Source organism: Micromonospora sp. URMC 103 (genome assembly GCF_051386435.1).
Taxonomy (GTDB): Bacteria; Actinomycetota; Actinomycetes; order Mycobacteriales; family Micromonosporaceae; genus Micromonospora.
The window spans coordinates 796,322-823,143 of sequence record NZ_JBPQTR010000005.1; the positions used below are offsets into that span (position 1 = coordinate 796,322).

Annotated in this window: 28 protein-coding genes and 2 pseudogenes; 12 read left to right on the forward strand and 18 right to left on the reverse strand. The window is 74.6% G+C overall.

What is annotated here, in order from left to right:
* Positions 1–43 precede the first annotated feature (43 nt).
* The 4 genes from ACSNOA_RS16650 to ACSNOA_RS16665 form a co-directional block, all read right to left on the reverse strand.
* Positions 44–1,618 carry an FMN-binding glutamate synthase family protein gene (locus ACSNOA_RS16650; protein ID WP_436659376.1) on the reverse strand — a complete coding sequence of 525 codons (1,575 nt, stop codon included), beginning with the start codon at positions 1,616–1,618 and terminating at the stop codon, positions 44–46.
* 72 nt (positions 1,619–1,690) lie between these two features.
* A complete protein-coding gene (locus ACSNOA_RS16655) occupies positions 1,691–2,104 on the reverse strand; it encodes a VOC family protein (RefSeq protein ID WP_436659377.1) in 414 nt (137 codons plus the stop codon).
* 152 nt (positions 2,105–2,256) lie between these two features.
* Entirely contained in the window at positions 2,257–3,390 is a 1,134-nt protein-coding gene (locus ACSNOA_RS16660; protein ID WP_436659379.1) for a peptidoglycan recognition protein family protein, read from the reverse strand.
* 127 nt (positions 3,391–3,517) lie between these two features.
* Positions 3,518–4,210: an RraA family protein gene (locus ACSNOA_RS16665; RefSeq protein ID WP_436659380.1), complete on the reverse strand. Its 693-nt coding sequence runs from the start codon at positions 4,208–4,210 to the stop codon at positions 3,518–3,520.
* Positions 4,211–4,383: 173 nt separating this feature from the next.
* Between ACSNOA_RS16665 and ACSNOA_RS16670 the strand changes: the two are divergent.
* The 3 genes and pseudogenes from ACSNOA_RS16670 (at position 4,384) to ACSNOA_RS16680 (ending at position 7,944) form a co-directional block, all read left to right on the forward strand.
* Positions 4,384–5,249, forward strand: a pseudogene (locus tag ACSNOA_RS16670) (SPFH domain-containing protein).
* Positions 5,250–5,374: 125 nt separating this feature from the next.
* Positions 5,375–6,023, forward strand: a pseudogene (locus ACSNOA_RS16675) (mechanosensitive ion channel family protein); the annotation flags it as partial.
* 643 nt (positions 6,024–6,666) lie between these two features.
* Positions 6,667–7,944 carry an MFS transporter gene (locus tag ACSNOA_RS16680; protein WP_436659382.1) on the forward strand — a complete coding sequence of 426 codons (1,278 nt, stop codon included), beginning with the start codon at positions 6,667–6,669 and terminating at the stop codon, positions 7,942–7,944.
* Positions 7,945–8,100: 156 nt separating this feature from the next.
* Here ACSNOA_RS16680 and ACSNOA_RS16685 read toward each other — a convergent pair whose 3' ends face one another.
* From ACSNOA_RS16685 to ACSNOA_RS16700, 4 genes are all read right to left on the reverse strand, one after another.
* A complete protein-coding gene (locus tag ACSNOA_RS16685) occupies positions 8,101–8,490 on the reverse strand; it encodes a VOC family protein (RefSeq protein ID WP_436659384.1) in 390 nt (129 codons plus the stop codon).
* On the reverse strand, positions 8,487–9,260 hold the full coding sequence (locus tag ACSNOA_RS16690; RefSeq protein WP_436659385.1) for a hypothetical protein: 774 nt from the start codon (positions 9,258–9,260) through the stop codon (positions 8,487–8,489). The genes ACSNOA_RS16685 and ACSNOA_RS16690 overlap by 4 nt, the downstream gene beginning before the upstream one ends.
* A 208-nt stretch (positions 9,261–9,468) precedes the next feature.
* Positions 9,469–9,888, reverse strand: a complete 420-nt coding sequence (locus ACSNOA_RS16695) for a YchJ family protein (RefSeq protein ID WP_436659387.1) — start codon at positions 9,886–9,888, stop codon at positions 9,469–9,471.
* A 98-nt stretch (positions 9,889–9,986) separates the two neighbouring features.
* Positions 9,987–11,342, reverse strand: coding sequence for a BTAD domain-containing putative transcriptional regulator (locus ACSNOA_RS16700; protein ID WP_436659389.1), 1,356 nt, complete (start codon positions 11,340–11,342; stop codon positions 9,987–9,989).
* A gap of 203 nt (positions 11,343–11,545) precedes the next feature.
* On the opposite strand from ACSNOA_RS16700, the gene ACSNOA_RS16705 reads away from it, so the two are divergent.
* A complete protein-coding gene (locus ACSNOA_RS16705; RefSeq protein WP_436659391.1) occupies positions 11,546–12,079 on the forward strand; it encodes a hypothetical protein in 534 nt (177 codons plus the stop codon).
* A gap of 29 nt (positions 12,080–12,108) precedes the next feature.
* On the opposite strand, the gene ACSNOA_RS16710 is transcribed toward ACSNOA_RS16705, so the two are convergent.
* A complete protein-coding gene (locus tag ACSNOA_RS16710) occupies positions 12,109–12,876 on the reverse strand; it encodes an SGNH/GDSL hydrolase family protein (protein ID WP_436662325.1) in 768 nt (255 codons plus the stop codon).
* A gap of 90 nt (positions 12,877–12,966) precedes the next feature.
* On the opposite strand from ACSNOA_RS16710, the gene ACSNOA_RS16715 reads away from it, so the two are divergent.
* Entirely contained in the window at positions 12,967–13,680 is a 714-nt protein-coding gene (locus ACSNOA_RS16715) for an MBL fold metallo-hydrolase (protein WP_436659393.1), read from the forward strand.
* 25 nt (positions 13,681–13,705) lie between these two features.
* Here the strand turns inward: ACSNOA_RS16715 and ACSNOA_RS16720 are convergent, their stop codons facing one another.
* From ACSNOA_RS16720 to ACSNOA_RS16730, 3 genes are all read right to left on the reverse strand, one after another.
* Positions 13,706–14,815, reverse strand: coding sequence for a magnesium and cobalt transport protein CorA (locus tag ACSNOA_RS16720; protein WP_436659395.1), 1,110 nt, complete (start codon positions 14,813–14,815; stop codon positions 13,706–13,708).
* A 99-nt stretch (positions 14,816–14,914) separates the two neighbouring features.
* Complete coding sequence (locus tag ACSNOA_RS16725; RefSeq protein WP_436659397.1) at positions 14,915–15,547, reverse strand: class F sortase; 633 nt, start codon at positions 15,545–15,547, stop codon at positions 14,915–14,917.
* A gap of 85 nt (positions 15,548–15,632) precedes the next feature.
* Complete coding sequence (locus tag ACSNOA_RS16730) at positions 15,633–16,118, reverse strand: hypothetical protein (protein ID WP_436659399.1); 486 nt, start codon at positions 16,116–16,118, stop codon at positions 15,633–15,635.
* 295 nt (positions 16,119–16,413) lie between these two features.
* Between ACSNOA_RS16730 and ACSNOA_RS16735 the strand changes: the two genes are divergently transcribed.
* The 3 genes from ACSNOA_RS16735 to ACSNOA_RS16745 all read left to right on the forward strand — a co-directional run bounded on the left by ACSNOA_RS16735 (position 16,414) and on the right by ACSNOA_RS16745 (position 19,674).
* The gene (locus ACSNOA_RS16735) at positions 16,414–17,694 is read left to right on the forward strand and encodes an MFS transporter (protein ID WP_436659401.1); all 1,281 of its coding nucleotides are present in this window, start codon (positions 16,414–16,416) and stop codon (positions 17,692–17,694) included.
* A gap of 35 nt (positions 17,695–17,729) precedes the next feature.
* The gene (locus tag ACSNOA_RS16740; RefSeq protein WP_436659402.1) at positions 17,730–18,269 is read left to right on the forward strand and encodes a DUF1877 family protein; all 540 of its coding nucleotides are present in this window, start codon (positions 17,730–17,732) and stop codon (positions 18,267–18,269) included.
* An 88-nt stretch (positions 18,270–18,357) separates the two neighbouring features.
* On the forward strand, positions 18,358–19,674 hold the full coding sequence (locus ACSNOA_RS16745) for a lycopene cyclase family protein (protein ID WP_436659404.1): 1,317 nt from the start codon (positions 18,358–18,360) through the stop codon (positions 19,672–19,674).
* A 1-nt stretch (position 19,675) separates the two neighbouring features.
* Here ACSNOA_RS16745 and ACSNOA_RS16750 read toward each other — a convergent pair whose 3' ends face one another.
* Together ACSNOA_RS16750 and ACSNOA_RS16755 are read right to left on the reverse strand one after the other, a co-directional pair.
* Positions 19,676–20,185, reverse strand: coding sequence for an N-acetyltransferase family protein (locus ACSNOA_RS16750; RefSeq protein ID WP_436659405.1), 510 nt, complete (start codon positions 20,183–20,185; stop codon positions 19,676–19,678).
* Positions 20,182–20,376: a hypothetical protein gene (locus ACSNOA_RS16755; RefSeq protein WP_436659406.1), complete on the reverse strand. Its 195-nt coding sequence runs from the start codon at positions 20,374–20,376 to the stop codon at positions 20,182–20,184. Before ACSNOA_RS16755 ends, ACSNOA_RS16750 begins: the two co-directional genes overlap by 4 nt.
* Positions 20,377–20,764: 388 nt before the next feature.
* On the opposite strand from ACSNOA_RS16755, the gene ACSNOA_RS16760 reads away from it, so the two are divergent.
* Positions 20,765–22,102 (forward strand): hypothetical protein, encoded by a 1,338-nt coding sequence (locus tag ACSNOA_RS16760; RefSeq protein WP_436659408.1) that lies wholly within the window; start codon positions 20,765–20,767, stop codon positions 22,100–22,102.
* Between the two features lie 41 nt (positions 22,103–22,143).
* Here ACSNOA_RS16760 and ACSNOA_RS16765 read toward each other — a convergent pair whose 3' ends face one another.
* Positions 22,144–22,872 (reverse strand): tyrosine-protein phosphatase, encoded by a 729-nt coding sequence (locus tag ACSNOA_RS16765; RefSeq protein ID WP_436659409.1) that lies wholly within the window; start codon positions 22,870–22,872, stop codon positions 22,144–22,146.
* A gap of 38 nt (positions 22,873–22,910) precedes the next feature.
* Between ACSNOA_RS16765 and ACSNOA_RS16770 the strand changes: the two genes are divergently transcribed.
* Together ACSNOA_RS16770 and rnhA are read left to right on the forward strand one after the other, a co-directional pair.
* The gene (locus ACSNOA_RS16770; RefSeq protein WP_436659410.1) at positions 22,911–23,351 is read left to right on the forward strand and encodes an ASCH domain-containing protein; all 441 of its coding nucleotides are present in this window, start codon (positions 22,911–22,913) and stop codon (positions 23,349–23,351) included.
* A 52-nt stretch (positions 23,352–23,403) separates the two neighbouring features.
* Entirely contained in the window at positions 23,404–23,871 is a 468-nt protein-coding gene (gene rnhA / locus ACSNOA_RS16775; protein ID WP_436659411.1) for a ribonuclease HI, read from the forward strand.
* A gap of 164 nt (positions 23,872–24,035) precedes the next feature.
* Here the strand turns inward: rnhA and ACSNOA_RS16780 are convergent, their stop codons facing one another.
* The 3 genes from ACSNOA_RS16780 to ACSNOA_RS16790 form a co-directional block, all read right to left on the reverse strand.
* Positions 24,036–24,254, reverse strand: coding sequence for a hypothetical protein (locus ACSNOA_RS16780; RefSeq protein ID WP_436659413.1), 219 nt, complete (start codon positions 24,252–24,254; stop codon positions 24,036–24,038).
* 79 nt (positions 24,255–24,333) lie between these two features.
* Positions 24,334–24,570: a preprotein translocase YidC gene (locus ACSNOA_RS16785; protein ID WP_436659414.1), complete on the reverse strand. Its 237-nt coding sequence runs from the start codon at positions 24,568–24,570 to the stop codon at positions 24,334–24,336.
* Between the two features lie 64 nt (positions 24,571–24,634).
* On the reverse strand, positions 24,635–25,840 hold the full coding sequence (locus tag ACSNOA_RS16790; protein ID WP_436659415.1) for an MFS transporter: 1,206 nt from the start codon (positions 25,838–25,840) through the stop codon (positions 24,635–24,637).
* A 5-nt stretch (positions 25,841–25,845) separates the two neighbouring features.
* Here ACSNOA_RS16790 and ACSNOA_RS16795 point away from each other — a divergent pair, with 5 nt between their 5' ends.
* Positions 25,846–26,370, forward strand: coding sequence for a MarR family winged helix-turn-helix transcriptional regulator (locus ACSNOA_RS16795; RefSeq protein ID WP_436659416.1), 525 nt, complete (start codon positions 25,846–25,848; stop codon positions 26,368–26,370).
* The last annotated feature ends 452 nt before the right edge of the window (positions 26,371–26,822 follow it).

Consider the following 26,822-nt stretch of genomic DNA (forward strand, 5'->3'; position numbering starts at 1 on the left):
AGCGGATGCCGGGCTGCCCCCGATTTATCCGTGGCCCGGCGGTTCAGCCCACCGCAGTGGACGACGGTGGCGCACTCCCGCCCTGCGGGGCCTCGCCGGCCATCAGACGGATGATCTCCGCCCGGTCCTCGGCCGACGGGAGCCCCCACCCGGGGCGGTAGCCGTACACCTCGTGCAGCGGCGTGGAGCCGGTGCGGCCGTCCAGGAACTCGACCGCGTCGGTGTCGATCAGGCCGGGGTGCTCGACCCCGCAGGCCTCGGCCACCTTCATGAGGTCGCGGCGCAGCGTCCGGAGGTAGTTGGCGGCCCGCACCGACTTGCGCGCGGGGTCGAGACCCCGGGCCAGCCACGGGTTCTGCGTGGCGACCCCGGTGGGGCAGGTGTCGGTGTGACACTTCTGCGCCTGGATGCAGCCGATGGCGAGCATCGCCTCCCGGCCGACGTTCACCATGTCGCAGCCGAGCGCGAACGCCACCACGGCGTTGTCGGGGAGGCCGAGCTTGCCGCCGCCCACGAAGACCACCCGCTCGTGCAGCCCCCGCTCGGCGAAGAGCTTGTAGACCCGGGGAAAGCCCTGCTGGAAGGGGAGCGAGACGGAGTCGGTGAAGATCAGCGGCGCCGCGCCCGTGCCGCCCTCGCCGCCGTCGACGGTCACGAAGTCGACGCCGCGGCCGGTGTCACGCATGAGGTCGGTCAGGTCCCGCCAGAACCCGAGGTCGCCGACGGCCGACTTGATGCCTACCGGCAGGCCGGTCTCGGCGGCGAGCAGCTCCACCCAGTCGAGGAGGCTGTCGCAGTCGGAGAACTCGGCGTGCCGGGACGGGCTCACGCAGTCCCGCCCCGCGGGGATGCCGCGGGTCGCCGCGATCTCCGCGGACACCTTGGCCGCCGGAAGCAGGCCACCGAGACTGGGCTTGGCGCCCTGGCTGAGCTTGATCTCCAGCGCCCGGACGGGCGCGCCGGCGACCAGGTCCTTGAGCCGCTCCAGGCTGAACCGCCCCCGCTCGTCCCGGCAGCCGAAGTACGCGGTGCCGATCTGGAACACCAGGTCACCGCCGTTGCGGTGGTACGGCGACAGCCCGCCCTCACCGGTGTTCTGGAGACAGCCGGCCAGTGCCGCGCCGCGGTTCAACGCCTCGACGGCGTTGCGGGAGAGCGACCCGAAGCTCATCCCCGAGATGTTCACGACCGATTCGGGGCGGAAGGCGCCGGCCCGGCCGCGCGCGGCGCCGAGCACCTTGGCGCACGGCAACCGCACGTCGTGCCCGGCGCCCGGGGCCGACGGCGGCACCGCCCGGCCGAACGTGCGGTGCTTGATGATTGGGTAGCCGGGGGTGTACTCGATGTCGTTGTCCGTGCCGAAGCCGAAGTAGTTGTTCTCCTGCTTCGCCGACGCGTACACCCAGCGGCGCTGGTCCCGGGTGAACGGCCGCTCCTCGTTGTTGCCGGCCACGATGTACTGGCGCAGCTCCGGGCCGATGCCCTCCAGCAGGTACCGGGCCCGGCCGAGGACCGGGAAGTTGCGCAGCAGCGCGTGATCGCGCTGGAACAGGTCCCGCGCCGCGAGGGCCGCGACGGCGGCCGCCGCGGCGGGTACGACTCGCCGTGCCCACGTCATGTCCCGCACTCTTTCCGCGATCACCGTGCGGCAAACCGCCCGGCCCGCCGTCGCGGCGCCCGAGCGCGGGGATCAGCCCTGGGGCGGGGTGATGTCCACCATCCACTGGACGCCGAAGCGGTCCGTGCACATGCCGAACTCGTCGCCCCACATCTGCTTCTCCAGCGGCATCGTGACGATGCCGCCCTCGCTGAGCTGCTCCCAGTAGCCGCGCAGCTCGTCGGCGTCGTCGCCGCTGAGGCTGATGCTGACGCTCGTGCCCGGTTGGTGTTCCATGCCGGGCGGGAGGTCGGACGCCATGAGCGTGAAGCCGCGGTCGGTCTCCAGCATGGCGTGCATGATCTGGTCGGCGGTCGCCGGATCCTGGCTGCCGAACTCGCCGAACGTGTTCATCCGCAGCGAGCCGCCGAAGACCCGCTGGTAGAACTCCATGGCGTCCCGGGCGTCGCCGGGGAAGTTGAGATACGGGTTGAGTCGCGAAGCCACAGCACCCTCCTTGGTCGTGACCTGCGTCATCGTGACAGACCCGGGAGCGCGGGACAACGAGGCGCGAGGGTGTTTCCGCTGCTGGTGTGCGTGGCGACGACGGCGCGCGGGGGAGCGGCCGGGTCGGCCGTCCCCCGCGCACCCGCGGTGGTTCAGTGGCGCTTGAAGGACTGCTTCACCACGCCGCCGACGATCGCGCACCAGGTGCTGGTGCTCACCTTGCCGTTGCGGGGCAGGCCGTGCAGACCCTGGAGGTCCTGGACGGCCTGCCGGGTCGCGTGGTCGTACTCGCCGGTGACGGTGACGTCGGTGTAGCCCTTGATGTTGAGGATGAACTGCACGGCGCTGACCGGCAGCCCGGTCGCGTCCTTGTCCAGCTCGGGGGCGAGGGTCTCCCACGTCTGCGGGGTGAGCGTGGCGTCGACGTCCACCGGGATGCCGTTGCGGTACTGCCAGTCCTGCACGGCGGCCACGGTGGCCGCGTCGAAGACGCTGTTGACGGGGACGGTGTAGCCGCGGTACGCGAGCAGGTACTGCGCCACCTGCACGGCGGGGGAGCTGACGAAACGCCACAGGTCGGGCCAGCGGCGGGCCGGCACGTCGGCGAGGTCGGTGTCCAGCGCCTCGAACACGCGGCGGCGCAGCGCGGGGAACTGCCGGTAGAACGCCGCGCCGGGGCACTGCGTGTTGCGGAAGTCCCAGTGGCCGAAGATGTCGTGCGCGTGCAGCCCGTACTGCTGGCAGACGGTCACGCAGAGCTTGACGAGCGAGTCGAGCAGCGCCTGCGGCGGCGTCTCGGTGACGTACGTGCCCTCGTTCTCGATCCCGATTGCGCGCCCGTTCTCGCCCGGGCAGTGCGCCGAGATCATCTGCCGGTCGCCCGCCTGGAGGCGCTCCAGGCTGCCCCGGCGGCCCTCCAGCACGTAGCCGCCCCGGCTCACCGTGAAGTGCTGCCCGGTGTCCGACCAGCCGTTGCCGTCCATGTGCAGGTTCTGGCAGTCGCGAGCCAGCTTGACGGCCTGCGCCTCGGAGTAGTCGGTGACGTTGGGGAACGCCATGTGGTGCACGATGATCTTGTTGGTCGCGATCGCGCTGATCGACAGAGGGTCCGCCGGCGGGCGCGCCCCCCACTCGTCACAGCTGATGATCCAGTCCAGGTCCGCGCCGGGGGCCGCCTGGGCGGCGGCCGGGAAGGCGAGTTCGCTCCCGACGACCGCGACGGTGGCGGCGCCGAGGCCGGCCCGCAGCAGGGTGCGACGGTCCAGTTCGGAATGGTCGACGTGCATGACAGCTCCTCTGCGGCCGGGCGGGGGTGTGAAAAGTAGCTCCAGAGGCCGCGCGTGATGTGGAGGATATTGCCATGCTCCTCTGCGCGCTAGAGGTCGATCGGTGTCAAACCGGCCGCCGCTGTGGTCACTCCTCGATGGCCCCGCCGATCCGGCGCAGGTGCCGGCGGAACGTGTACGCGGGGTCGGCGGCGCGCCGGGCCAGGTAGTCGTCGAAGGCCGTCTGCCGGCGCAGCGTGTCGCCCGCCCGGATCCGCACGGCCTGCGCGCGCTCGACCTCCCGGATCCCGGCCGCGGTCGCGAGCACCTCGCCCGCGGTGTCCGCGGCCACGAAGAGCACCCCGTCGTCGTCGCCGAACACCAGGTCGTCCCGGGTCACCTCGTGAACGCCCACGCGGGCGCTGACGAGGGCCTCCCGTTCGCGCTCGTCGACGCGTACCGGCCCCGGCGGGTAGCTGCCGTAGCTGAACACCGGCACACCGATCTCCGCCAGCTCGGCGGTGTCCCGGTGCAGCCCCCACACCACGAGGCCGGCCACGCCCGACGCGGCGGCCTCCAGCACCGCGAGGTCACCGACGCACGCCTCGTCCGTCCGGCCGCCGTTGTCGACCACCAGCACGTCGCCCGGCGCCGCCTGCCCGAACGCCTCCAGGAACACGTCGACGCTCCCGTAGTGCCGCGCCGGCAGCACCCGCCCCGCGAGCCGCGAGCCCGGCGTCACCGGCCGGATTCCGGGCGGCGCCGCGCGCGGCGGCAGCCCCAGGCGTACGCACGCGTCCGCGATCAGCGGCGTGGTCAGGTCGGCGAAACGCTCCAGCATGACGTCCTCCAGGGGCCGGCGGGACGCCATCGTAGGGAGACCGACGGCCGCCGGAACGAGATCCAATCCAGGGTCCGCGGCCCGCGCGCCCCGTCGTCGCCGGCAGGACTGTCCGGCGCAGCAGCGGGTATGCGCCGTCGCGCAACACGGCCGTCGTACGGATCGGGGGTGCCATGGGAGGCGCCGTGGTGGTCGCCATCGTCATCGTGGTCGTGATCCTGGTGATCGCGCTCGCGCTGAGCCTTCGCATGGTGCAGCAGTACCAGCGCGGCATCGTCTTCCGGTTCGGGCGGGTGCTCGAGGGCGTCCGGCAGCCCGGCCTGCACCTGATCGTGCCCATCGCGGACCGCATGGTCCGCGTCAGCATGCAGACCACCGTCATCGGGGTGCCGGCGCAGGGCGCCATCACCCGGGACAACGTCACGCTCACCGTCGACGCGGTCGTCTACTACCGGGTCGTGGACCCGGTGAAGGCGCTGGTCAACGTGCGGGACTACCCCTCGGCCGTGCTCCAGGTGGCGCAGACCGCGCTGCGCTCGGTGATCGGCAAGGCCGATCTGGACACGCTGCTCGGCGACCGGGACCGGATCAACGCCGAGTTGAAGTCGGTCATCGACGCGCCGACCGAGAAGCCGTGGGGCCTGCTCATCGAGCGGGTCGAGGTCAAGGACGTCTCCCTGCCGGAGGGTATGAAGCGCTCGATGTCCCGCCAGGCCGAGGCCGAGCGGGAGCGGCGGGCGCGGGTCATCGCCGCCGACGGCGAGTTCCAGGCGTCCCGCCGCCTCGCCGACGCGTCCCGGGCGATGGCCGCCACGCCCGGCGCCTATCAGCTGCGACTGTTGCAGACGGTCGTGGACGTGGCCGCCGAGAAGAACAGCACCCTCGTGATGCCGTTCCCCGTCGAGCTGTTGCGCTTCTTCGACCAGATCGCCCGGTCGCCGGGCGGGCCGGCCACCGCCGAGCCGAACCTCCAGCCCGCCGCCCAGCCACCGGACCTGGGCCCGGTCACCGGGAACGTGGCGGGCGCCGCCGAGGGTGACGGCCGGGGGCAGACGCCCGCGCCGTGAAAACCTCAGGCGGCGTCCCGTTCGGCGTTTGAAGTCCGGTACAGGTCGGGTAGGTCGGCACGGACATCTGCGACCCATCCCGCTGTGGAGGACCTGTATGCGGAACAACGTCGGCGACGCGGTGGGCGACGCCCTCCGCTCGGTGATGCTCTTCGTGCCGAAGGCCGTCGCCTTCCTCGCGATCCTGGTGGCCGGATGGCTGATCGCCAAGGCCGCGCGGAAGATCGCGGACAGGGTGCTGGAACGGGTCGGTTTCGACCGCGCCGTCGAACGCGGCGGCGTCCGCCGCGCCCTGAGCCGCTCGCGGTACGACGCCAGCGACATCGTCGCCAAGCTCGTCTACTACGGGCTGCTGCTGGTCACCCTCCAGCTCGCCTTCGGCATCTGGGGACCGAACCCGATCTCCGACCTGCTCGCCGCCGTGATCGGCTGGCTGCCGCGGGCGTTCGTCGCGATCGTCATCGTGGTCGTCGCGGCGGCGATCGCCAGCGCCGTCAAGGACATCATCGGCGGCGCGCTGGGCGGCCTCTCGTACGGCCGGCTGCTGGCGACCATCGCGTACGTCTTCCTCCTCGGCCTGGGCGTCATCGCGGCGCTCAACCAGATCGGCGTGGCGACCACCGTCACCACCCCCGTGCTGATCGCCGTGCTGGCCACCGCCGGTGGGATCCTCGTGGTCGGCGTGGGCGGCGGGCTCGTCCGTCCGATGCAGAACCGGTGGGAGTCCTGGCTGTCCCGCGCCGAGCAGGAGTCGACGGTCATCGCCACCTCCGCCCGTGCCTACCGGGCGGAGCGGCAGGAGCGGGAGGAGGCCACCGCGTCGTCCCGACCGTCCGGCGACGACGCCGACACCACCCAGGTGACAGGGGCGACCGACCCGGAGCAGACGCAGGTGGTCACCCCGCTGGCCGTTCCGGACGCGACGCAGACGGTCCCCCGCACGGCCGACCTCGACACGACGCAGGTGGTGACCCGGCCCGCCGACACGGACACCACGCAGGTGGTGTCCCGGCCCGACGGTGACGACACGACGCAGGTGACGAGCCGGCCCGCCGACGAGGACACGACGCAGGTGGTGTCCCGAGAGGGCACCCCGGGCGCCGGTACCGCCGTGCCCGGCCCGCGTGCGGCGGACGACAGCGAGGCCACCGTGGTCATCCCGCCGTTCGACCCACGGTCGGGGCGCTGACCCGTCACGAGCGCTGGCGGGCCGGAGCGTGCGCGTTCCCGGCCCGCCGCGCGTTTGGGGCCGACGACCGCCCGTCCGCCAGCTAGCATCGGCGACATGACGTGGCGATGTTGACGCACCGCTGAAAGATCCTCCCGTGGGCCGCCCCGGCCGCCGCACCTTCGGCGTCCGGATCGTCCTCACGGGAAGGCCCCACCTCGGTGACCACCGCACTCGCGCCCGGCCGCGGCACCCGCCGCCTGGCGGCGACCCTCTACGCGTACGCGTTCCTCGGCGACCTCGTCCTGCTCTACCCGGTCTACACGCTGCTGTTCGCCGACACCGGCCTGTCGGTCGGGCAGATCTCCTCGCTCTTCGTCCTCTGGTCGGCCAGCGCCATCCTCCTCGAGGTGCCCTCGGGCGCCTGGGCCGACGCCGTCTCCCGGCGGCTGCTTCTCTGCCTGGCGCCGCTGGTCACCGCGGCCGGCTTCGCCGTGTGGGTGCTGCTGCCGTCGTACCCGGCGTTCGCCGTCGGCTTCGTGCTCTGGGGCGCGGGCGCCGCACTCGGCTCCGGCGCGCTGGAGGCGCTGGTCTTCACCGAACTCGACAGCCGGGGCGCGGCCGGCCGGTACGCCCGGGTGACCGGGCGCGCGAAGACCGCCGGCGTCGTCGGTGCGCTCACCTCCATCGTGCTGGCCGGGCCGGTGCTGGCGGCCGGCGGCTATCTCGCCGTCGGCGCGGCGAGCGTCCTCGCCTGCCTGCTCGCCGCCGCCGTCGCGCTGCTCTTCCCGCCGGACCGCCGGGCGGGGAGGGGCGCCGCCGCGGACGGACCGCCGGGCGACGACGGCGTGGGCTGGGCGGCGAGCCTGCGCCTCGGGCTCGCCGAGGCCCGCACCGTGGCCCCGGTACGCGCCGCCGTCGGCCTGGTCGCGGTGGTGGCCGCGGTGTGGGGCGCCCTCGACGAGTACACCCCGCTGCTGGCCCGGGACACCGTCGCCGACGCCCGGAGCGTGCCGCTGCTGCTCCTGCCCGTCTGGGTCGGGGTGACCGTGGGCGGGCTGCTCGCCCCGCTGGGGGAGCGGCTGACGACACGCGGGTACGCGACCCTGCTGGGCCTCGGCGCGGTCACCCTCGCGGCCGGCGCGCTGACCCGCCACCCCGCCGGCTTCGTGCTGATCGCCGTCGCGTTCGGGGCCTGGCAACTCGCCACGGTGCTGGCCGACGCCCGGTTGCAGGCCCGGATCACCGGCCCGAGCCGGGCCACCGTCACGTCCCTGGCGGGCATGGCCACCGACGTCACGATCATCGCGGTGTACGCCGGCTACGGCCTGCTCGCCACCGCGGCCGGCAACGCGGTCGCGTTCGCGGTGGCCGCCGCGCCGTACCTCGTCGTGGCGGCGCTGCTCCTGGCGGGCGGCCGGATCCGGGGTCGCGCGTCCCCCGGCCGCGTGGCATCGGACGCGCCTCGGACGGGCGCCGGTGTCGGGGGTGCTGGCTAGCGGTCAAGCCCGAGCGACGGGAGCTTCTCGGGCCACGGTCGCACGCGTTGCTGCTGCCCGCCGCGGGCGCCGTGCAGGTGCTCGGCGACCGGGAGCTGTGGGAGTTCCGGCTGGCGCGGGTCAGCTTCGGCTGACCCGCGCCGCCCGTCCCGCCGGTCAGCCGGTCAGGTGCAGGAACGACCACTGGTGGCCGTCGAGGTCGCGGAAGCCGCGCATGTAGAGCGGGCCGGTGTCCTGGCCCGGGCCGAGCGCCTCCCCGCCGGCCGCGACCGCCCGGTCGACCAGGTCGTCGACCCGCTCCCGGCTGTCGACGACCAGCCCCACGATCACCTCTCGGCTGGTGGACGTGTCGGTGACCGCCACCCCGGTGAACTCCGCGAAGGCCGACGCGATGTGCAGCATGAGCTGGGTGGTGTCGTTGAGGCTCAGCTGGAGGCCGGTGGCGTCCGCCGACGGGTGTTCGCCCGTGAAGCCGATCGACCGGAAGAACTCGGCGGCCGTGCTCAGGTCGCGTACCGGCAGGTTGATGAAGGTCGTGATGGTCACCGCTGGTCTCCGTCCGCCTCGAGGAGCTGCTTGAGCGCGGCCAGCCGGTCCCGCCAGTACGCCTTCAGCTCCGCCGCCTGCCCCGCACCGGTCAGCTTCTCGTGTTGCAGGGCGACCCGCGACCGGGTCTCGCCAATCGCCTCGAATCCGACCACGATCCGTGTCGGGCCGCCGGCCCAGTCCGCACGGAAGGACCGTGGCGGGGTCGCCGTCCGCAGCCGCACGGCAACGTCGGGCAGCCAGCGGGCGCGCAGCGTCTCGTCGGCGAAGGCCGCGAAGAGCCGCTCCACCGGCACGGCCACCGTCCGGCTGCCGGTCACGCTGTAGCCGCCGTCGCGTCGCTGGCCGGGCCGGCGCAGCCCGCGGGCCTGCTCATACCCCACCGTCACCGTCTGCGCCCACCAGCCCGGCACCTCGTGGGCGGTGACGAGCCACCGGGCGATCTCGGTGTGGGTGCGTCGGGTCGCGTCCTCCGCGTCGAGCAGGCGGAACCACTCCTGCCAGCCGCGGCCGGTGCGCTCGCGCAGCAGCGCGTCGGCGATCCGATCGGTCTGGTCCGCGGTGGGCGTCTCCGGGGTGTGCGTCTCCGGAGTGGGCGTTCCCGCGTCGGCGGGCGGTGGCGGAGCGGCCGCGGTCGGCGGCTTGCCCGTGATTGGGTCGCTCGTGGCGGGAACCCGGGCGAGCAACTGCCGACGGGCGGTGGTGTAGCTCTCGCCGGTCTTGTCCATGCGGGCGCGTACCCGGGCCTTGAACGATTTCTGACTGGTCATCACATGCTCCCTGACGACGGCGCGATCGCAGGGACTCACGCTCCCGTCGACCCCGCCGGAATGGGGCATGTGGTGCCGCGTCCCGAGGGCTCGGGCCCCCTTTGCCTCCGCGGGCCGGCGGCGTGAGCGCCGGGAGGGAGGTGAGGCGCGGAACGGCGCCGGTGTCAGCATAACCCCCGGCGGCCGGCCGGTGGGGTCCGACACGGGGTCAGTCGTGCTCGCCGTCGAGGTAGACCCAGCGACCGTCGACGCGGACGAACCGGCTCCGCTCGGCGAGCGTGCCGGCGCCGCCGGCGTCCCGGTGGTGGGCACGGAACGCGACGGTCCCGGCGTTGTCGAGGAGCCCGCCTCCGGCCGTGTCGTCGATCTCCAGCCGGATCCACCGCCGCCCCGGGTCGAGGTCGAGCCGGGCCGGGCGGGTGCTCTCGTGCCAGGTCCGCAGCAGGTACCCGACGTCCCCCATGGCGAAGGCGCTGAACCGGGAGCGCATCAACGCCTCGGCGGTGGCCGCGTCGATCTCGCCGCGGTGCAGCGGGCCGCAACAGTCGCCGTACGGGCGGCCGGACCCGCAGGGGCAGGCCGGCTGCCGCTCACCCGCCGTTCTCCGCCGGCCGCCACGCTTCGCCACGGTCCCATCCTTGCGCACGCCCGCGGCCGGCCGCCGATCGGGCGCTGACCGACGGGTCACGGACCGCTCGTGGCCGCCGGCCGGGCGTCCGGAGTCGGTCAGGCGACCTGACAGGGCGCGTCGACGGCGGGTCGGCCGCAGGTGGCGAGACTGCACCACCGCCGCATGCCGCTCTCGTCGGCGAACAGCCAGCCGCATCGCGGGTCCGGGCACACGCGGATGGTGAACCGGCGCGGGTCCGCCAACAGCTCGGCGGCGCTCCAGGCGGCCGCGTGCACCGGCAGCCGCAGACCGGCCGACAGGTCGGGCCACCACCGGCCGCGACCGTCGGCCTCGCGCCGGAACGTCAGCGTCCGCGCGGCGGCCTCCGCGTACCGGGCCACGGCGTCGAACGCCGGCCGGTCGTCCGGGTCGGTGAGGCAGGCGTACAGGTGGGTGCGCAGGGCCCGCGCCGCGTCGAGTTCCGCCGCGGCCGCCTCGGGGTCGCGCCGGGCGAGCTCGATCAGGCGGTTCACCGCGGCGTCGTCGGTCAGCCCCACGTGCCCCGTCCAGACGGCAAGGGTGCGGTACGCGCGGAGCCACTCGGAGCCGGGCAGCGGTGGCTCGTGCCCCCATCCGGCGAACGTGTTGCAGAACTCCAGCGCCGGATGCCCGCCGACGCTCCACGGCAGGTCCTCGTCGCGGACCCGCACCTCGTACACCGGGCGGCCGGGCCGGTCGAGCCGGTGGTCGTCGCGGAGGATCCGTCGGTGCACCTCACGCAGGCGCAGGCCGGGCTCGATCCCGAGCTCCTCCACCAGCGTCTGCCGGATCGTCCGGTAGAGCCCCAGCGCGTCGGCCTGCCGCCCGCCCCGGTACAGGGCGGTCATGAGAGTCGCGGCGAGCTGCTCCCGCGTCGGGTGCAGCGCCACGAGCGGGGTCAGCTCGCTGATGGCGCGGGCGTGCCGGCCGAGAGCCAGTTGCGCCTCGGCCCGCAGTTCGAGCCCGGTGAGCCGGAGTTCCTCGAGCGGGCCGTGCAGGCGTTCCCGCAGCACCCCGTCGGCCGTTCCGGCGAGCAGCGGCCCCCGCCACAGAGCCAACGCCCGGTCGAGCAGGCGCAGTCGCTCCGCCGGGTCGGTGGCGCCGCTCGCCCGGTGCGCGAGCGCGCGGAACTCGTCGACGTCGACCCGGTGGGCGCCCGGTTCCACCAGGTAGCCGTCGCCGCCCGTGCGGATCCGCACCCCGTACGGCTCGAGCGACGCCCGGAGCCGGCCGATGTAGGTGTGCACGGCCCGGCGCGCCGACGCGGGTGGGCGGCCGTCCCAGAGCAGGTCGATGAGGCGGTCGGTGGGGACCAGGTGACCGGTGTCGAGCAGGAGGACGGCGAGGATGCACCGCTCCTGCCGGCGGCAACCGAGGTCGACCCGGTGGCCGTCCTGATACGCCTCGAACGGTCCGAGCAGTCGGAATTCCATAGGGGTGTGACGCTCCGACACCCGTGGACGGTTGTCAAAGGGATCGAGGACGGACGGCGGTGAGCCGGTGGTGAGAAGGTCGCCCGGGCCGGCCGCCGGAGGCCGTTCCGACAGGCGTCGGCCGTACCGCGCGGTGAGCCGGCGGTGAGACGTGCGGGGAATCCTGGTGCGGTCCTACCGACCGAACAAGTGATGGAGTCACCATGCGTTGGAGAAGGAGCCTCGGAGCGGTGCTCGCGGCGGCAGTGCTCGCCGTGGCCGTGCCCGGCGCCGCGTCCGCCGGAACGGTCGATCGCGGCACCGGGCACGGCGGTTGGGTTCCCGCCCCGCAGGAGCCGTTCGAGCAGCCGGCGGGGGCGCGGTGCGACTTCGCCGTCCGGGTCGAACCGGTGGTGGACGAGGTGCGCAAGCTCGTGCTGGACGAGTACCCCGACGGCTCACCGCGTCGGGAGCTCTACACGGGTGCGTTGATCAGCGAGGTGACGAACCTGGAGACCGGCGCCACCACCGAGGTCGACGCGAGCGGCACCTCGCTCGTCGAGTACGGCACGGACGGCTCGATGACCTGGTACGTCACCGGGCCGGTGCTGTTCGGCTTCCGGGAGAACGGCGGCACCCTGCCGCGGGGGATCTGGATCATCGACGGCGTCTACGTCGTCGAGTTCGCGCCCACGCTCGAGAAGACCGTCACGATGGTGCACGGCACCACGCACAACGTCTGCACCGACCTGGACTGAGCGGGGGACCGCTGCCGGTCGGCCGGGGCTCAGTCCAGGTCGACCGGCAGCGGCACGGGCCGCTTGGCCACCCGGTCGTCCCCTGAGGAACGACCGCCCAGGTGCCGCGCCAGCCAGGGCAGCAGGTGCCGGCGGGTCCACGCCAGCTCGGCACGGATCACCTCGGGCCGGCGGCGACGCGGAGCGGCGGCCAGCGGCCGGGACCACGAGTCGTCGGCCCCCGGCAATCCCACCGTGAACGACAGCGCCGCCGCGATCCGTTCGTGGCCCGCGGTGTTGGCGTGGAGCCGGTCGTCGCTCCACAGCCTCGGGTCGGACGCCACGGGGTGGGCGCCGAGGTCCAGCAGCGTGGCCCCGGTCTGCGCGGTGACCCGGCGCAGCGCCGCGTTGAGGGCCAGCACCCGGCCGCGCAGCGGGCGGGCGATCGGCATCACCGGCACCGGGTCGGGAAGGGTGAAGGTGAGCACGGTGGCGCCCTGCGCGACGAGCGCCCGCTGCATGGCGGCGACGTCCGCCGCGACCACGTCCACGTCGAACGACGGCCGCAGCACGTCGTTCATCCCGGCCACCACGGTGGCCAGGTCGGGAGCGAGGTCGAGGGCGACCGGCAGTTGCTCGGCGCGGATCCGGCCCGTCGTCCGGCCCCGGATCGCCAGGTTCGCGTACTCCAACCCGCCCTGGGCCCGGGCCACCGCGAGGGCGAACCGGTCGGCCCAGCCCCGGTAGCCGCCGGCGCCGTCCGGGTCGTCGAGCCCCTCGGTGGTGCTGTCGCCGATCGCCACGTACCGCTTCCACATCACCTCGCGAGGCTAGCGGCGTGCGTCCGACCGCGTCGCGGGGGTGTGCGGGGCCGGGCACCGTTGCCGATGTCCCGTACGCTCGCCGGCATGGCGCGTACCCCCGCGGTTCCGCTCGCCCCCGGCGTCTGGCGCATCCCGACCGCCGGACGGGCGATGGTCAACTCGTACGCCCTCGTCGACGACGACGGCAGCGTCACGCTGGTCGACTGCGGCCTGAAGCGGGCGCCGGCACGGATCGTGCGCGGGCTGGCCGCGATCGGCAAGACCCCGGCGGACGTCGTCCGGATCGTCCTCACCCACGCCCACCCGGACCACGCCGGCGGCGCGGCGGAGGTGGCCCGCCACACCGGCGCGCCCGTCGTCGCCCACGCCGCCGACGTCGAGTACGCGCGGGCCGGCCAGTCGCCGCTCCGGGATCCCACGGTGTCCGGGGGCCGACTGTTCAGCCGGCTCTCCGGCGGCCGCTTTCCCGCCGTCGAGGTGGCCGAGCCGCTCGCCGACGGCGACCTGCTGCCGGTCGCGGGCGGCCTGCGCGTGGTGCACACGCCCGGCCACTCCCCGGGGCACGTCTCCCTGCTGCACCAACCCACCCGGGTGCTGATCACCGGTGACGCGCTGTTCAACGTGGCCGGCATCCGGTGGCCGGTGAAGCTCCTGTGCACCGACTTCCGGATGACGCAGGAGACCGCGCACGTCCTCGGGGAGCTGGAGTACGACCTGGCGGCCTTCACGCACGGCCCCGAGATCGCCGACAACGCCCGGGACCAGGTCCGCGCCTTCCTGCGTCGCCACCACCCCTGAGCGACCCCGCCGTCGCAAGTGCCTCTCAGAGCCAGCCGGAGCGGCGGAAGAGCCGGTAGAGCGCGGCGGCGGCCAGCGCCATGAGGGCGAGCGCCCCCCAGTAGCCGTAGCGCCAGCCCAGCTCCGGCATGTGGGTGAAGTTCATGCCGTAGATGCCCGCGATGCCGGTCTGGGCCGCGGCGATGGCCGCCCAGGCGGCGATCTTGCGCATGTCGTTGTTCTGCTCGACGGCGAGCTGAGCCAGGCGGGACTGCACGATCGAGGTGAGCAGGTCGTCGTACGCGGCGACCCGGTCCACGGCCCGCGCCAGCCGGGTGTCCACGTCGGCGAACCAGCGGTGCAGCGTGCGCGGTGGGTTGGCGGGGTGCTGGTCGAGGAGCGTCCGCAGCGGGGTCTGCAGCGGCAACACCGCCCGCTTGAACTCCACCACCTCGCGCTTGAGCTGGTAGAGCTGCTGGATGTCCGCGCCGCGCTCGCGCGCGAAGACGCTCTCCTCCACCCGTTCGAGGTCCCGCTCGACGTGGCCGGCGACCTCCAGGTAGAGGTCCACCATCCGGGCGCAGACCGTGTACGCCACCGCCCAGGGGCCCTCGGCGAGCAGCGCCGGGCGCCGTTCGATGTCGGCGCGCACCGGGGTCAGCGCCCCCGCCGCGCCGTGCCGGACGGTGATCACGAAGCGGTCGCCGAGGAACATCATGACGTCGCCGGTGTCGATGACCTCGGAGTCCTCGGTCAGCTCGTCGTGCTCCACGTACCCCGCCGTGCGCAGCACCAGCAGGGTCACGTCGCCGTGCCGCTGCACCGTCGGGCGGTGCCCGTCGACGAGCGCCTGCTCGACGGTGAGCTCGTCGAGGCCGAAGACCCGGCCCACGGCGGCCATGACGGCCGGCCCCGGCTCGTGCAGCCCGAGCCAGACGAACGCGTCCCGGCCGCGCCGGCTGCGGGCGTACGCGTCGGCGTAGTGCGGGCGGCCGGGCTCGCGCCGGCCCCGCACGTAGACCGCGCAGTCGACGACGGCGTCCGGGTTGGACTGGGGCCGGACAGGGGCCTCCGCGTCGGGGTCGCGACCGAGCAGCCGGTCGAGGAGGGCGTGCAGCCCCAGACCGGGACGGGTCCGTACCGGCCGCTGATCCACCGCTCACCTCCGCGTCGCCGACTGCCGGCCTACCGTACGCGGATCGCGATGGTGGGGGCGCGCCCGGCTCGCGGCGGAGGGTGGGGTGCGCGGCGGCGCTCACCCGGTGCGGGTGGCGAACACGACGATGTTGTCGGTGTAGTTGCCCGAGCCCTCGTCGAACCGGCCGCCGCAGGTGACGAGGCGCAGCCCCGCCGTGGTCGCGGGCCCGTAGACGATGTCGTGGGGGAAGTGGTCCTTCGGGTACGCGGCCACCCGGTCCACGGTGAACGTCGCGACGCTCCCGTCGGCGCGGGCGACCCGGACGGTGTGGCCGGGCCGCAGCCGGCCGAGATTGAAGAAGACCGCCGGGCCGGCCCGCGAGTCGACGTGCCCCACGAGCACGGCGTTGCCCGTCTCGCCGGGGGTGACCCCGTACCGGTACCAGCCGGCGACTCCGGGCCGGTCGGCCGGTGGCACCTCCACCACGCCCGTGCCGTCCACGCCGACCGGGACGACCTCCGCCCGTACGCCGATCGCCGGGATCCGCACGAGCGTCGGCGCCGACGAGGGCAACGGGGACAGGTCGGGCGCGGGTCGGGAGGGCGCCGGCGTGGTGGCCACCGGCTGCGGAGGGCGAGGCGGGTCGGCGCTCAGCCCGGCGGTGACCAGTCCGGCGCCGGTCACGGCCACGAGGGCGACGGTCGCGACGGCGAGAGCCGTCGGCTGTCCGTCCGCACGTGTTCGCCACACGGGTGCACCTCCGTATCCGTCCGTGGGGGCGCCCGCACCGGCGTCGCCGGTGCGGGCACCCGTACCCAGGGATGGTGGGCGTCTGTCAGGCGATGGTGGACGTGGGGCGCCGGCGGCGCAGCAGCAGGACGGCGCCGGCCGCGGCCGCGCCGAGGAGGGTGCCGCCCGCGGCGAGGGCGCCCGTGCCGTCGCCGCTGCCGCCGGTACCGGCGGGGGCACCGCCGATCGGCGTGACGGTGAAGGTCGCGCTGCCGGCGGCGCTGCCGTCACCGCAGGTCGCGGTGACCGTGTAGGTGCCGAGCGTGAAGCCGGCGGTGAACAGTTCGGCGCTCAGCCCACCGCCGGGCGCGGCGGTGGTGGAGCGTACGTTCTCGTCGCGGTTGGGGCCGGTGACGCGGAAGATCGCGTCTCCCGACTTGGGATTGCAGGTTGTCGCGGTGAGCACGACCGTGCCGCCCACCGGAGTGCTGGCCGGTGACACGATCGTCTCGGCGAGGGCGGCGCCCGGCAGCAGGAGAGTGCCGAGCCCTACGCCGACCGCCGCCGACACGAGGACTGTCTTCGGTTTCATACGCGTCTTCCCTCACTTTTCGTCCGCTGAGCACTGGGACGTCGTTCGGGTGGCCAACTCCGCAACAAGCACCGGTGTGCCCAACACTAGGGCGGTTGGCCCCTCGATCCGGTGAAAATGAGAAATCCTCTTTGCCGTCACGTGTCCACCCGGCAGGGGAGGGAGCTGCGGAAACGCCGGCACGTTCCGGTCGGTTCACGCGCTCCGGCCGGCCCGTCCCGCCCCCGCTGACCGCTTGCGGGCGGCCCGTGCCGACCCGGCCGGGTGTCGCCCCACGCTGGTAGGTTCGCTCGCCGTGACGGGACGGACGGGGGAGCGGCTCGGGCCGAGGTTCGCGAAGATCTGGGCGGCGAGCACCCTGTCGGCCTTCGGCAGCGGGCTGGCGACGGTCGCGGCCCCGCTGTTCGTGGCGTCGCGCAGCGACGACCCGCTCGTGGTGGCCGCGGCGTCGGCCGTGGCGTGGCTGCCGTGGCTGCTGTTCGCGCTGCCCGGCGGTGTCCTGGTCGACCGGGTCGACCGGCGGCGGCTCCTGGTCGTCATCGACTGGGTACGCGTCGCCGCGCTGGCGGTCCTGGCCGTCGCGATCGTGACCAACCGGGCGGGCGTGGCGCTGCTCTACGCCGTGCTGTTCGCCGTCAACACCGGCGAGATCGTGTTCCGGGCCGGGAGTCAGGCGCTGCTGCCCGCCGTGGTGCCCCGGGCCCGGCTGGAACGCGCCAACGGTTGGCTGAACGGCGGCACCACGCTGATGCACGGGATGCTGGCCGGCCCGCTCGGCGGCTTCCTCTTCGCCCTCGCGGCCAGCAGCCCCTTCCTGGTCAACGCCGCCACGTACGCCCTGAGCGCCGTCCTCATCGCCCTCGTGGGCGGCCGCTACCGCGCCCCGGCGAGCACCGACCCGGCCGGCGGGCCGCGCCGGCGGTCCGTGCGGGCGGAGATCCTCGAGGGGTTCCGCTGGCTCGCCGGGCAGCGGCTCCTGCGGACGATGGCCGTCCTCATCGGCCTGCTGAACGTCACGTTGACGGCGGCCACGGCGGTGCTCGTGCTGCTCGCCACCCGCCGGCTCGGGCTCGACTCGGTGGGCTACGGGGCGCTCTTCACGTGCATGGCTGCCGGCGGTGTGCTCGGCGCCGTGGTGGGCGACCGGCTCATCGCCCGTGTCGGCGCCACGTGGACCGTCCGCGTCGGCCTGCTGGTCGAGGCCGGTCTGCACCTCGCGCTGGCGGCGTCCCGCAGCGCGGCGCTGATCGGCGTCGCGTTGCTCGCCTTCGGCGCGCACAGCGCGCTGTGGAACATCGTGGCCAACTCGCTGCGCCAGCGGCTGACCCCGGAACCGCTGCAGGGGCGGGTCGCCAGCACCACGCTCTTCGTGGCCGCGGGCGGCAACTGCCTCGGCGCCCTGCTCGGCGGGGTCGTCGCGAACACGTTCGGGCTGACGGCGCCGTACTGGGTGGGCTTCGTGGTGGCGGTCGCCGTCTCCGCCGCCACCTGGCGGGTGTTCGACCGGGCCACCGTGGCCCGCGCCTACGCCGACCCACCCGCGCCCGACGCCGACGCGCCCGCGCTCACGCGATGATCTCGATGTCGGACGGGCCGTCTAGGGTCGCGGCCATGGGCATGCACGGGAGTTGGCTGCGGGTCTCGGCGGCGGAGCTGGCGCGGGCGAAGGAGGACCTCGACTGGGCGTACGACCTGGCGGAGCGGATCGAGGCCGCGGAGGAGGCGGAGGCTCCGGCCGATCCCCGTCGCTCCGGCACCGACAAGGCCTGGCACGCCCTGGACTTCCTGCTCGACCGGCGGGGCTTCCCCGTGTCGATCGTGGCCGGGGAGGAGTGGTTCGTGAAACTTCCCGACGACGGGGAGGCAGCCCAGGAGGTCCTGTCCGACCCGGAGACCGACTGGGGCTACGGGCCACCCCGCTACCTCACCCCCGAGCAGGTCGCCGAGGCGGCCGCCGCGCTCGCCGACCTCACCGCTGAGGACCTGATCGGCGGGGTCGACCCGGCCGAGCTGGCGCGGGCCGAGATCTACCCGCAGGCCTGGGACCGCCCGGGGGAGCTGGAGTGGGTGGCACACTTCCTGCCGTACGTGCGCGACTACTTCACCGCGGCGGCGAAGAACGGTGACGCCGTCGTCTGCTGGCTCTCCTGACCGCCTCGCCCGCGCCCCGACCGCCCGCGAGGCCGCCGACCGGCCGACCGGCGACCGTGGCGAGGGCGCCGTGTGGCAGCGTGGACGGATGCGCGACACCGCACCGGTCGACGTGGACCTCGCCCTGGTCGGGGGCGGCGGCGCCGCCACCCTGGTCCTCACCGCGCTCGACCGGCACGGCATCCGGGGGCTGCGGGTGGCCGTCGTCGACCCGGTGCGTCGGCGCGGCCAGGACCGGACGTGGGCGTTCTGGGACCAGCCCGGCGGCGACCTCGACCCGCTGCTCAGCGCGAGCTGGCGACAGGCGGAGGTGGTCACGCCCGCCGCGCGCCGGGTCCTCGACCTCGCCCCGCTGCGGTACGCCATGCTGCGCTCCGGGCCGCTCTACGAGCGGGCGGCCGAGGCGGAGCGGCGTCTCGGTGTGACCCGGGTGCTCGCTCCCGTCGACCGGGTCGACGACGACGGGGAGCGGGTGCTGGTCCGCACGGCCGGGGGCGGCCCCACGGTGCGGGCCGGGTGGGTGCTCGACTCGCGGCCGCGCCCGCCCGCGCGGCCCGGGCGCACCCACTGGCTGCAACATTTCCGCGGCTGGTGGCTGGCCGCGGAAACCCCCGTGTTCGACCCGGGGCGCGCGGTGCTCATGGACTTCCGTACCCCGCAACCGGCCCGGGGCGTGTCCTTCGGCTACCTGCTGCCCGTCAGCGACCGGTACGCGCTGGTCGAGTACACCGAGTTCTCACCCACCCTGCTCACCGGCGCCGGCTACGACGCCGCCCTCTCCGCGTACCGGGACCTGCTGGGCCTCGACTGCGCCCGGCTGACCGTCCGGGAGGTCGAGAACGGGGTGATCCCCATGACCGACGGCCCGTTCGTGACCCGGCCGTCGCCCCGGGTGGTCCGCCTCGGCACGGCCGGCGGCGCGACCCGGCCCTCCACCGGGTTCACGTTCTCCGCCATGCGCCGCCAGGCCGAGCAGATCGCGTCGGCCCTCGCCGCCGGCCGGCCGCCGGTGCCGGCGCCCGCGTACCCTCGCCGGCACCGCTGGATGGACGCGGTGGCGCTGCGGGCGCTGGACCGGGGCCGGGTCGGCGGCCCCGAGTTCTTCGACCGCCTCTTCGACCGCAACCCCGCCGAGCGGGTGCTGCGGTTCCTCGACGGCACCACGACGGCCGCCGAGGACCTCGCCGTGATGCGGTCGACCCGACCGCTGCCGATGGTCGCCGCCACCGCCGGGGACGCGCTGCACCGGCTGCGCGACCGGCTCGGCCCGCGGCGACCGGCGCCGCCCGTGCCGGCCGCGGTGCGCGACGGCGCCGCCCCGGGACCACAGGGGGGCGACGCCTCCGGTTCGGCCCCGGTGCGCGGCGGCGCCGCCCCGGCCCCGCCCGAGCACATCGCCGGGTGACTCACCCGGCCGGTTCGTCGCCGGCGAGCCGCCGCAGCGCGTCACCGTCGAGGCGCAGCACCTCGATCTCGTCGAGCGCGCGGGCGTGCAGCCGCCGGTAGAAACGCAGCGCCGGGTCGTTCGTCCGCAGCACCCACCACTCCAGGCGGGCGCCGCCGCGGCGCACGGCCAGCTCCGCGAGGTGAGCGAGCAGCTTTTGCCCGAGCCCGCCACCGCGCCACTCGGGCCGTACGTACAGATCCTCCAGGTGGATGCCCGGCCGGCCCAGGATGGTGCTGTAGGTGGGGTAGAAGAGCGCGAACCCGACGGGCTCCCCGTCGACCGTCGCGACCACGGCCTCGGCCACCGGCCGCGCCCCGAACAGGGCCTCGGCCACGTCCCGCGCCTCGGCGGTGACCTCGCCGGGGAAGTCCTCGGCCTCGGCCAGCTCGACGATGAACCGGTGCAGCACCGGCACGTCGTCCGGCTCGGCCGGTCGGATCACCGCCTGGCCGCGCGCCTCGTCGATCACCGGACCTCCACAGTCGGCGCGTGCGGTTCCCGGGTCGGCGCGTGTGCCTCCGGGGCCGGCGCCTGCGCCACGCGGACCGCCCGCCCGCCGAGGTGGGCGCCGTCGCGCACCTCCGGCTGCCGGCCGGCGGCCACCGGCTCGTCGATCGTCTTCCGCGCCCCGGCGCGGGGCCCGTACCCGTCAGCGTTCACGGTGGTCAAGCCTGCCAGAGCGGCCGAGGAGGCGACGCGGCTTGATCCGCGCAGCATCCCGGAACTTGTGCCCTCCGCGACGCCGGAGGCCACCACATCCCTGATGTTGCGCGGATCGTTGGGCGCGGCCGGCGGGCTGGCGGCTCGTCCCGGTCGCTGGCATACGCCGCTCGCGCGGCCCGAGCGCTCCGAGGCGTGACGAGGACCGGAACGGGTAAGCGCCGCTCCCTGATCGCCACTCCCGTCGCGCCGACCGAGGAGGAGAGGATGAGACCAGATCGGCCCTGACCAATCCCGGCCCGCCACCCGCCGGACCGCCGGAGCGATCCTCGCGTGCGCGCTGGCCGCCGCCCTGCTCCGCCTGCCCTTCGTCGGGACCGGGCTCGGCATGGACGAGGGAGGCTACGCGCACGTCGTCCAGCAGTGGTCGCGGGGCGCCCGGCTGTACGGGGAGGCATGGCTGGACCGGCCGCAGGGATTGCTGCTGACGTACCGCTTCCTGCTGTGGATCGACGACGCCGGCTGGACCATCCGGCTCGGCGCCGTGGCGGCGGGGCTCGCCATCACGGTGCTCGTCGGGCTGATCGCCTGGCTCCTCGTCAATCCTCGGGCGGGCGTCGTCGCGGCCGGCGTGTACGCCGTGGCGGGCGTCGCCCCGCACATCGAGGGCTTCACCCTCAACGGTGAACTGCTCGCCAGCGCGCCGGCGACGCTCGCCGTGGCCGCGTCACTGCTCTGGCGGCGGTACCCGTCGGCGGGTTGGCTCGTGACCGCCGGTCTCGCGGCCGGGATCGCCGTCACCATGAAGCCGTCCGGCGTGGACGGGATCGCCGTCGGTCTGGCGGTGCTCCTCGTCCCGGCGCGGCACCGCCCGGTGGCCGGCCCGCCGGTGGCGCCCTTCCTGGCCGCCTCCGCCGTGCCGGTCGCGTTGTCGGCAGTGCATGGCTGGCACGTCGGCTGGCGCGACTACTGGACGGCCCTCGTGGGCTACCAGGTCGCCGCGCTCAACGGCCCAGCCACCGGCCCTGGTGCGCGCTGGGCGGACTTCACCGGCAGCCTTGGCACGGTGGCACAGGACCTGGCCGTGCTGGCCGCGGTAGCCGGCGTCGGCGTTCGGCTGCTGCGCGGCTCCCGGTTCGCGAGGTGGATCCTGCTCGCCTGGCTCGGCGCCGCCGCCCTCGGCGTCAACCTCGGCGGCTCGTACTGGCCGCACTACTACGTCCAGCTGCTGCCGCCGCTCACGGTGCTGGCCGGCGTCGCGATCACCGCCGTCCCGCGGCCGGGGCTGCGGCTCGCCGCTGCCGCGATCGCCCTGCTGCCCCAGCTGGTCTGGCTCGGCGCGCTGGTGCCGGCCTCCACTGCCGAACGGCAGGACCGGATTCCGTACTACGGCCTCGCCCGGCGGGACGAACGGATTGCGGCGGTGGTCCGCGCCGCGACCGCCCCGGACGACCGGATCTTCGTGCTCGTCTCCCAGAGCAACATCTACTTCCTGGCGCAACGGGCGACCGATTATCCGTACCTGTGGGGCAGACCCATCGAGAAGATTCCTGGCGCGTTGCCCCGGCTGCGGGCCATGCTCGACGGCCCGGACCGGCCCGCGCTGGTCGTGCTCAACAGCGACCCGGCGAAGGTGGATGCGTCCGGCGAGGTGAGCCGCATCCTCGCCCGGCACTACCGCATCCGGGCCGTGGTGGAGGGCGTACCCCTGCTGACCGCCACCTAGCCGCACTCGGACCCGCCGGCGCGGCGCCCGTCCCGAAGGGGTCAGGCGTCGAGCAGCCGGTCGCGCAGCCGGGCCACGAGGTCGTCGTCCACGCCGAGCCGGTCGGTCGCGTAGGCGCGGACCGAGCCGTACGCGGCGGCCAGGTCGGCCAGGAAGAGCCGGATGATCTCCTCGGGTGCCCGCCCGTAGGCGGGCCAGACCAGCGTCCGGTCCGGGTGCAGGGCGTGCCAGTCGGCGACCAGCCGTTCGGTGGCGCGTTCGGTCAGCGCGAAGTCCGCGGCGATCTGGTCGTCGTCCACACCGAGCAGGGCGAGCAGCACCGCGGCCAACAGGCCCGTGCGGTCCTTGCCCGAGGCGCAGTGGAAGACGAGCGGCGCATCGGCGTCCGCGATCACCTCCAGCGCCCGGCGCAGCTCCTCGGCGCCGTCGGCGGCGACCTCCGCGTACCGGTCCGCGAGGTAGCGCCACGGGTCCAGTGCCGGGTCGATGGTCGCCTGGTCGTACGGGCGGTGCTCGACGCTGAGGTTGTGCCAGGCCAGCCCGTCCAGCTCCGGCACCCGGCCACGCGCCGCGATCTCCCACGGGTAGCGGAGGTCGATCACCGTACGCACGCCCAGCTCCTGGAAGCGCGCCAGGTCGGCACCGGTCAGCTTGCCGAGGGAGTCGGACCGGTAGACGAGCCCCCACCGCACGGCGCGCCCGTCGGCGGCCCGGTATCCGCCGAGGTCCCGGAAGTTGTGCAGACGATCGAAGGTGATGTGCCGTTCCACGGACCGGACCTTAGCCGAGCGCCGCTACCCTGGGCCGAATGGACCTCGATCATCTTCCCCGCGCCGAGTTCGCGTTTCCCGGCCCGCTGCGCGACAAGCTGGTGACCGCCATCCTCTCCGGGGCGAAGACCACGACGACGGCCCTGGCGCTGGGTTACGAGCGCGCGGGCGAGCCGCTGCCCTCCGTCGGGGCGCGCTCGGTGGTGGTGGACTCCGCGCGGCGACCGGTGGCCGTGATCGAGACGACCGAGGTGCGGGTGGTCCGGCTCGTGGACGTGGACCTGCGGCACGTGCTCGACGAGGGGGAGGGCGACGAATCGGTGGCCGAATGGCGGGCGGGGCACGAGGCGTTCTGGCACAGCCCGGAGGTGCGCGCCGAGCTCGGCGATCCCGAGTTCACCGTGGACGACGACACGCCCGTGGTGGCCAAGCGTTTCCGGCTGGTGCGCCGCCTGGCCCCGGACATCGACACGCTCTGAGGCTGGCGGCCCGGTGCCCGGCGGCGACCGGGGTGGCGGGTAGGTTGCCGGCATGGTGGACGCCGGCAGAGTGGTGCGGATCTGGACCGACGGTGCGTGCAGCGGCAACCCGGGGCCGGGCGGATGGGGCGCGCTGCTGCGCTACGGCGACCACGAGCGGGAGCTGTGCGGCGGCGAGGCGAGCCCCACCACCAACAACCGCATGGAGTTGATGGCCGCCATCCAGGCGCTGGAGAGTCTGACCCGGCCGGTCGCCGTCGAGCTGACCACCGACAGCACGTACGTGCGCAACGGCATCACCAGCTGGCTGGCGTCGTGGAAGCGCAACGGCTGGCGGACCGCCGCGAAGCAGCCCGTCAAGAACGCCGACCTGTGGCAGCGGCTGGAGGCGGCCTGCGCCCGCCACCGGGTCACCTGGCTGTGGGTGAAGGGACACAACGGCCATCCGGAGAACGAGCGCGCCGACGCGCTGGCCAACCGGGGCATGACCGAGGCGCGCGCGGCCGTCGGCGTCCGCTGACCGCGCCTCTCGGGCCCTCGTCGCCGTCCGGCCGGGCTTGATCGACTCCGTATCGGCGAAGTGGCGGGGTTCCGGTGCGGGGGATACCGCCAGATCGGCGAGACGGAGTCGATCATGTTCCGACGCATGCGTCGGGCGCGGGGCCCGACGCGCGCCCGGGGCCGTCAGCGGTTCGGGTCGAGGGCGCCGGAGACGTCGTCCACGTCGTAGCCCGCGCGGCTGGTCTCGCGCGCGGGCCGGGCGTCCTCGGCGGGCAGGTCGGCGAAGTCGTCGCCGGTGGCGGCCCCGGGCAGGGACTCGCCGGGCTGCCGCAGCGAGGCCTGGAACGCGGTGGTGCCATCGGGCTCGTCGGTGTCGCTGCGGTCGAGGCGTTCGTCGGTCATGCGGGTCTCCTGCCCCGTCCTGTGGGACGCGAAACCGGGCCGAGCACCGGGACCGCGAGCCCGCGGACTGCGGCGACGGTCAGCGGGTCGCGTCCGGGTGTCCCGGCATGCCGGAGCCGCCGCCGCTGCTGCCGGAGGACCCGCCCGCGACTCCCGACCCGTCGTCCTCGGTGACGATGTCCGGCCGCACATCGGTGTCGTCCGGCGGCGGGACGTCGGTGTCCGCCTCGACCTGGACGAGCCGGGCCTGGCCGGCCTCGTCCTCGGCGTGCTCCGGATCGACCGGCTGCTCGCTTTGCCGCGTTCGAAAGCCCACGGTCGCCTCCTGTCGGTGCCGTTCCCGCTCGGCGTTGGCTACCCGGGGGCAAACCGGCGAAACGTCAGCTCACCGCCCCACCCGGTGCCACCGGCTGGGGCGGCTGGGTCTCGGTCGCGCCGGCCGGGTGGGGTGCGCGCAGGGTGCGGCGTCGCACGACGGCCGTGGCGAGGGCGAGGGTCAGCGCCCCGCCGACCACCAGGAACGCGGCGGCGTTTCCGAACCGGTCGTTGACGGCGCCGCTGGTCGCCGAGCCGAGCGAGACGCCGAGTTGCCCGGCGGTCAGCAGCCAGCCGTACGCCTCGGCGAGCCGGGGCGCGGGCGTGGCCAGGGCCAGGATCTCGTCGGTGACGGCCAGCCACGGGGCGAGCGCGAGCCCGAAGACGGCCAGCGCGACGGCCATCTGCACGACCGTGCGGGGCAGTGGCAGGGCGAGCGAGGTGACGGTGAGGACGCCGAGGAGCCCGACGTACGCCCGGGCCGGGCTGCCCGGCCGCCCGCGGCGCGCGAGCAGCAGGCCCCCGGCCAGGCTGCCGGCCGACCAGACGGTGACGAGCAGCCCGGCCTGGTCGGGCTGCCCGACGGCGGCGGCGAACGCCGGAACGAGCACCCACATGGCGCCCATGCAGGTGGTGTACGCGACGTGCGTGCCGAGCAGGGTCCGGAGGGTGGCCCGGCCGGTGGGCGGCGTCGCGGTCGTCGCGGTGTGGCCGTCGCGCCGCGCGCGGGGCAGCACGGCTGCCGTGGCGACCAGCGCGATACTGCCCACGATGGCGAAGCCCAGGAGCGCGCCGGCCGGGCCGGTCACGGCGAGGCTCAGCGTCACGGCGAGGGGGCCACCCACGTAGAGCAGCTCCTGCCCCACCGCGTTGACGGCGTAGGCGCGGCCGAGTGCCGGCGCGGGGACGAGGGTGGCGATCCGGGCGCGTCCGCTGCCCATCACCGGCGGGCTGCTGAGGCCGGCCACGGCGGCCAGCGCCACGAACCCCACCGGGTGGGTGACGACGGCGAGACCGAGCAGGGCGGCCAGATGCCCGGCGCCGGTGGCGAGGAGGACCGGCCGGTCGCCGAGCCGTCCCAGCAGCCGCCCGGCCAGTGGTGCGGTGAGCGCCAACCCGACGCCGCAGGCCGCGCTCGCGATCCCGGCGTTGGCGAAACTGCCGGTGTGGTGGTGACCGAGCAGGACGACGAGCAGTTGCCGCATCGCCACCGGCAGGTACGCGAGGTTCATCAGGACGATGAGGGCCACGGCGCGACGCGGTACATTCATGACTTATGTATCTACCCGACGACGGTGCTCCGAACCTCCTCGGCGCGCTGGCCCTGCTCGTCAGTTCCCGGATGCGGACCGCCGTGACGGGGCCGGCGGGAGCGGGCGGCGTCCTGGCCGAGGCGCTCGTCGTGCTGAAGGACCAACCTGGCGTGACCGCCGAGTGGCTGCGTCAGGTGCTGGGGCTCACCCAGCCGGGGGCCGCGCACCTCGTCCGCCGGCTGCGGGAACAGGGCTGGGTCGAGCGGCGACCCGGCGCGGACGCCCGTAGCCGCGCCCTGCACCTGACCCCGGCCGGCGCCGCCGCGGCGGGCGACGTCCTGCGGGCCCGCGAGGAGGCCCTCGCCGAGCTGCTGGCGCCGCTCAGCGCGGAGCAGCGGACACACCTCGCCGAAGCCGCCCGGACCCTGCTGCGCCACGAGGTCACCGACGCCCGCAGCCTGGCACACCTCTGCCGGCTCTGCGACCGCGGACGCTGCCCGGCGTGCCCGGTGTACGCGGGGCTGCGCGCCACCGAAGACGAGTCGTAAACCGTTCCGCGCGCGTCGACGGCCCCGCCGCGGCGGTGGCCGGGACTACCGCCCCATGCCGCCTCGTGCGTGCCGCCTCGTGCCGGCCGCCTCGTGCGGGCCGCCTCGTGCCGGCGGCCCCGGGCGGCAGCGGCGCCGGCCGCGCCGCGAGCCGGCCGGGCCGCCTGCCCGCGTCCAAGATCCGCGCAACATCAGGGATGTAGTGGCCTCTGGCGCTTGGGGAGGGGACAAGTTCCGGGATGTTGCGTGGATCAAGCCGCGTCGCCTCGGCGGCGACGCTGTCGCGGCCCCCGGGCGGCGCGAGCCGCCGGCCCGAGCAGTGCGAGCCGCCGGCCCGCTCGTCGCGCACCCAAGATCCGCGCAACTTCAGGGATTTAGTGGGGTCCGGTGCTCGGGGAGAGGACAACATCCCGGAAGTTGCGTGGATCAAGCCGCGGTCCTTCGGCGGCGGC